We start from the raw sequence: 4,231 nt of genomic DNA, 5'->3' as shown, positions 1-4,231 counted from the left end.
AAGGGAGAAGCGCACCCCCACATGATCTGAATCAATCAGAAATGGGGTAATCTCCACAGTGAAATCACTGTTGAATTTACTGCCGCTAATGTTTTTAGTATGGCGGTCATTTATCACGACCGTATCGGCATATACTTTCTCTTTGCCGCTGGTTAGTTCAATGCTTACCCGCACAGGGGGGGCAACTTCAGCGAAGCTAGGGAAGGACATCAGCAACGCAAAAGAACCCAAGGCAAGACGAGAAAGTGCGGCGTGAGAAACGCTCATAGGGGATGCCTCGCATTCATGCGGCCGAAGTCGGAGGGAGTACGGGATAGCGCACGTTGTAACACAGAAATGGCGGTAGTCCGAGGTATGCCGTACCGAGCGACCAGGTGAGAGGGGCGAACGGCGTGAAGGTAAGGCAGGGGGGCAACGGCATCGCGAATGGCAGCCAGCATGGTTTTTTTGCTACAGAGCCGAAGCATCGGCAAATCCGGGAGGTGATCAGCCGAGATTTCCCCAAGTGGATAGCCGGGCGGATAGCCCCATCCCGCAGGCGCAGTCAGTCGGGCAGTGTTGGTGTGCATTGTTTTTCCAGTTCTTCGGCTTGGTTCAGGTAATACCGGTGTCGAGCAAGATCCTTGGGAAACTGCTCAAGCGACTTCTCCGCTGCGGTTCGCCATTGGCTAGCAGCAAGGCGGGGGTCATCACGGAACAGATCCAGTTGGTTATCGAACGAGCGCACGAGGAGTCCGCTTTCAAGGCGAAAGAAAGGGTAGGGACTTGGCCTCGTGGGGCAGCATGACGAGGGTGAGGCCCATCCCCGGCGCATGGATGATGCACACATCGTCGCGAGAGCCTTCCCCCAAGGGAAAGCGTGCAGAGAACGGGCTACCCAAGCGGGCGCAAGACAAGAAACGCTCGCGCGTTGCGGGCGAGATACAGGGCCAGTGCCCATGCCGATGGGCCTCAAGAATATCGCGCGTCGTGGTTGGCGACGAAGCAAGCAATTCGAGGGCGGCAGCGGAGAGCATGATGCGGCCCAATTCCAGGATATGGGCATCGGCGGTAGCCGAACCCGCTGCGCTTGGCGCGGCAGTAGGAGATAGGCGAGAGGGGGGTAATGCAATGGGGTGCATGGTCATGCCCTCGGATAAAAGACACCGGAGCCGCTGCGTCAGGGGAAAAACGCAGAGGCGCCGGCGGCCCCCGCCAACCAAGCCGTGGAAAGCGGCGGGGGCGGGAATAATCATGGACGAATTTAAATGAACGTCGGCATGCGATTTCATGATGGTGACGACACCAGTCGTCAAGCAGGTTCGTCACCGTGGGCAGGCGTGTTCGAGCCTTCAGCATCATCATCGCCTGCAGCAGCGGAGCTGACGGTTTCTTCTGTGGCGGCAAGCGTGGGGGCTTCCATCGAGGAGTAACCATCCAACGCCGGCAAATCCGGAAGTGCTTGCGGCGGGCGCCAATACCAGCCGGCCAGGTGACTGTTTTGCACCAGATCATTGAACGCCTGCTCGTAACCGTCAGGGTAGTCGGCCGGCAGAACATAGAGCGCGACCGGAAGCGGGCGCGTGTCGTGCATGACCGCGAAGGCCATCGGGCGAGAGGCAGGAAGGTTGTAGCGAAGCCCCTTGGAGAAATGCCGCTCCGCATCCACAAGCGTCTTGAGCAGGTTCATTTCATTGACGTTCTCGCAGGGAAGCCAGTGCTTATCGGTGAACATCAGAGCGGCCTCTTCGATGACGGCATAGCCGGCTGAATTGAGGCCGAAAGTCGCGATCACGATCAGGTGGCCATCAGCTTCGCGCTTCCACATGCTCAACTCGCGTTCAAATCGCTTCTCCAGGCGACGATGGATGTCAGCATTGAGCGTGAATTTCATGTCAGGCAGGTGCTTGACGATGAGGTCCATGTCGTAGCGGCCCCGGTCGATAGCTTTCACTTCACCAACCACGATCATCAGCTTGCGCGCGCCGCCAGCCTTGGACAGCGGCGCGAGCTTGGTCCCCCGCCGCTGCTTGATCGCATCCCACTGTTCCTTGTCGAAGCTTTCCGGCACGAAGAGGCTTGCATCCAATGCCGCGCCCTTGGCGGTCTTGTCGGATGCGGCCTGGGTTAGATATTTCTGTATCGTCCGCCAGTTTCGCTTGCCCTCCATCGCAGGGGCCCACCGGGTAAACCCTGCCTGATCCCACAAATAATGGAGCACGCCACGGAGCGTCAATTTCTTGCCGTCTGTTCGAGCAGTGTCCTTTTCCGATTCGGCCGGCGCCGGCGCGATCCGAGCCCCCTGCTTTGAAAGAGCGAAGTCCAGCCGCAAGGCTACCGTGCCGTCTTCGACGTTTTCTTGAATTGCGGCCCCGGCGACTTCGCCCAGTCCAGACAGCTCGGCCGGCGGCTCATAGCTTTCGCAGTCTGGCGAATGCTTGAAGCCCGTCCCCGGCATGCGCTTTACAAGGAACAGATCGCCATGCTTGGCGATATACATGGGGATCGGGGGAGTCTTGCACAGACAAAGCGGCCGCTCTTGCTTGGAGTGGGCTGTGGCAAGAAGCTGGCGCGCGTTCGCGTGACTGGTATCGAACTTTGAATTTCCCAGCTGGTACATGGAGGCTCCTGGCATCTTGAACGGTTAAGTTACGAGTCGGCTGCGTTCTGAATAATTCCAGTTGCGCCATGAAAAAACCGAGACGGCAGTATAAGTTTCGTGAGAACTATCACATTTTCATTAAAGAACACGCCACTTCAGCCGATAGACGGCCACCACCCAAGGAAGCCACGATGAAATATCCACACCAGAGCCCGCTTTATCTCGCCGTTATGGTTGCCGTCTCCCTGAGTGCTTGTGGAGGCGGTGGCGGTGGCGGCAACGTCAAATCCAATCCGCCGACGACTCCGACAACCCCGACGACACCGACGACGTGCCAGGACGCAACCGCAACGAACAATGGCGGACCCCTGCCGTGCGCGTACCGATATAACGGCGTAGCGAACAATCTGCTGGTGCCGAGCAACGTCGATCAGGCCCATGCACTGGGTTATACGGGCACCGGCGTCAAGGTGGGTCTGCTCGATGGCCCGAAATACGACTACGCCCCGCTCGATGGTCGTGTGGTGTCATACACCGACTTCACCGACAGCCAGGCCGCAGAACCGGCCGACAGCCCCAAGCCGTACCACGGCGTGGAAATGGCCGCGATCATCGCCGGCAAGGCAACGACCGATTTCGCTGGCGGAATTGCTCCGGACGTGGATCTCTACTGGGGTCGCATCTGCTACGACGACAGCTGCACGTCTACGGCGGCAACCCGAGCGGTGAACGCGATGGTGGATGCCGGCGTGCGGATCTTCAATCTTTCGCTGGGCACCAGTTACACGGACCCGGCCTCTGCGCAGAATTCAGCCGCCGCCTGGGCGCTGGCCACCAGCAAGGCCATCCAGTCAGGCGGACTGGTGGTTGCTTCGGCCGGCAACGATGGTGCTGCATCGGCGGCGTACCCGGCTGCTGCGCCGAAATACCAGCCGCAGCTTGCAAGCCAGTGGCTCGCCGTCACCGGTGTGAACGTCGATGCGAAGGGCAACCCGACGACGAAGGATGACGCGCTCAATTCCTGCGGCGATGCGGCCGCATGGTGCCTGGCAGCCGTCGTCCCCGTGGTACTGCCGACGGCAGGCGGTATCGGGGGGGGATTGACGGGCACGTCGGTGGCTGCAGCCGAAGTGACGGGAATCGCTGCACTGGTGTCGCAGGCCTACCCGTGGATGACCGGATCGAACCTGCAGACGACGCTTTTGACGACAGCTACCGACCTCGGTGATGCAGGCGTGGATGCCACCTATGGCTGGGGCCTTGTGAATGCCGCAAAGGCAGTGAAGGGTCCTGGCCAATTCGTCACCGATTTCACTGCTGACGTGACCAGCGCAAACGGCGGCATCTTCGGCAACGACATCACGGGCACCGGCGGTTTGCTCAAGACCGGAGCCGGTGCACTCACGCTGTCCGGCGCGAACACCTACACCGGCCTGACCGATGTGAAAGAAGGCACCCTCGGCCTGACCGGCTCATTGGCGGGCAGCGTCAAGGTGGGCAGTGCCACGTTTGCCAGTTACGGCGGCAAAATCGCGGGCGACTACACCGCCACCGCCGACAGCACTACGGCCGTGCAGATTGGTACGGGCCTGAATGTGTCAGGGACTGCCAATCTTGCCGGCACCCTGCAACTGCTGGCCCCCAAGACGG

The 4,231-nt window shown here is 60.1% G+C and carries 4 protein-coding genes; 1 reads left to right on the top strand and 3 read right to left on the bottom strand.

Annotation, left to right across the window (positions count from 1 at the left end; translation table 11 throughout):
* The 3 genes from V7Z98_RS17790 to V7Z98_RS17780 form a co-directional block, all read right to left on the bottom strand.
* A partial coding sequence (locus V7Z98_RS17790) for a hypothetical protein (protein WP_334159429.1) occupies positions 1 to 267 on the bottom strand: 267 nt, incomplete at its 3' end.
* Between the two features lie 277 nt (positions 268 to 544).
* A complete protein-coding gene (locus tag V7Z98_RS17785; RefSeq protein ID WP_334159428.1) occupies positions 545 to 727 on the bottom strand; it encodes a hypothetical protein in 183 nt (60 codons plus the stop codon).
* 564 nt (positions 728 to 1,291) lie between these two features.
* On the bottom strand, positions 1,292 to 2,599 hold the full coding sequence (locus V7Z98_RS17780; protein WP_334159427.1) for a DUF1173 domain-containing protein: 1,308 nt from the start codon (positions 2,597 to 2,599) through the stop codon (positions 1,292 to 1,294).
* Positions 2,600 to 2,772: 173 nt separating this feature from the next.
* Here V7Z98_RS17780 and V7Z98_RS17775 point away from each other — a divergent pair.
* Positions 2,773 to 4,231, top strand: a 1,459-nt coding sequence (locus tag V7Z98_RS17775; protein ID WP_334159425.1) for a S8 family serine peptidase, incomplete at its 3' end; no start/stop codon positions are given.

The sequence above is a fragment of the Oryzomicrobium sp. genome (assembly GCF_036820405.1).
Taxonomy (GTDB): Bacteria; Pseudomonadota; Gammaproteobacteria; order Burkholderiales; family Rhodocyclaceae; genus Oryzomicrobium.
The sequence above is the reverse complement of the archived record's forward strand: the minus strand, read 5'-3'. Positions and strand labels throughout refer to the sequence as shown.

Bases quoted from the DNA above. Each gene is read 5' to 3' on its own strand.
- V7Z98_RS17780 (WP_334159427.1), bottom strand. From the start codon at position 2,599: ATGTACCAGCTGGGAAATTCAAAGTTCGATACCAGTCACGCGAACGCG.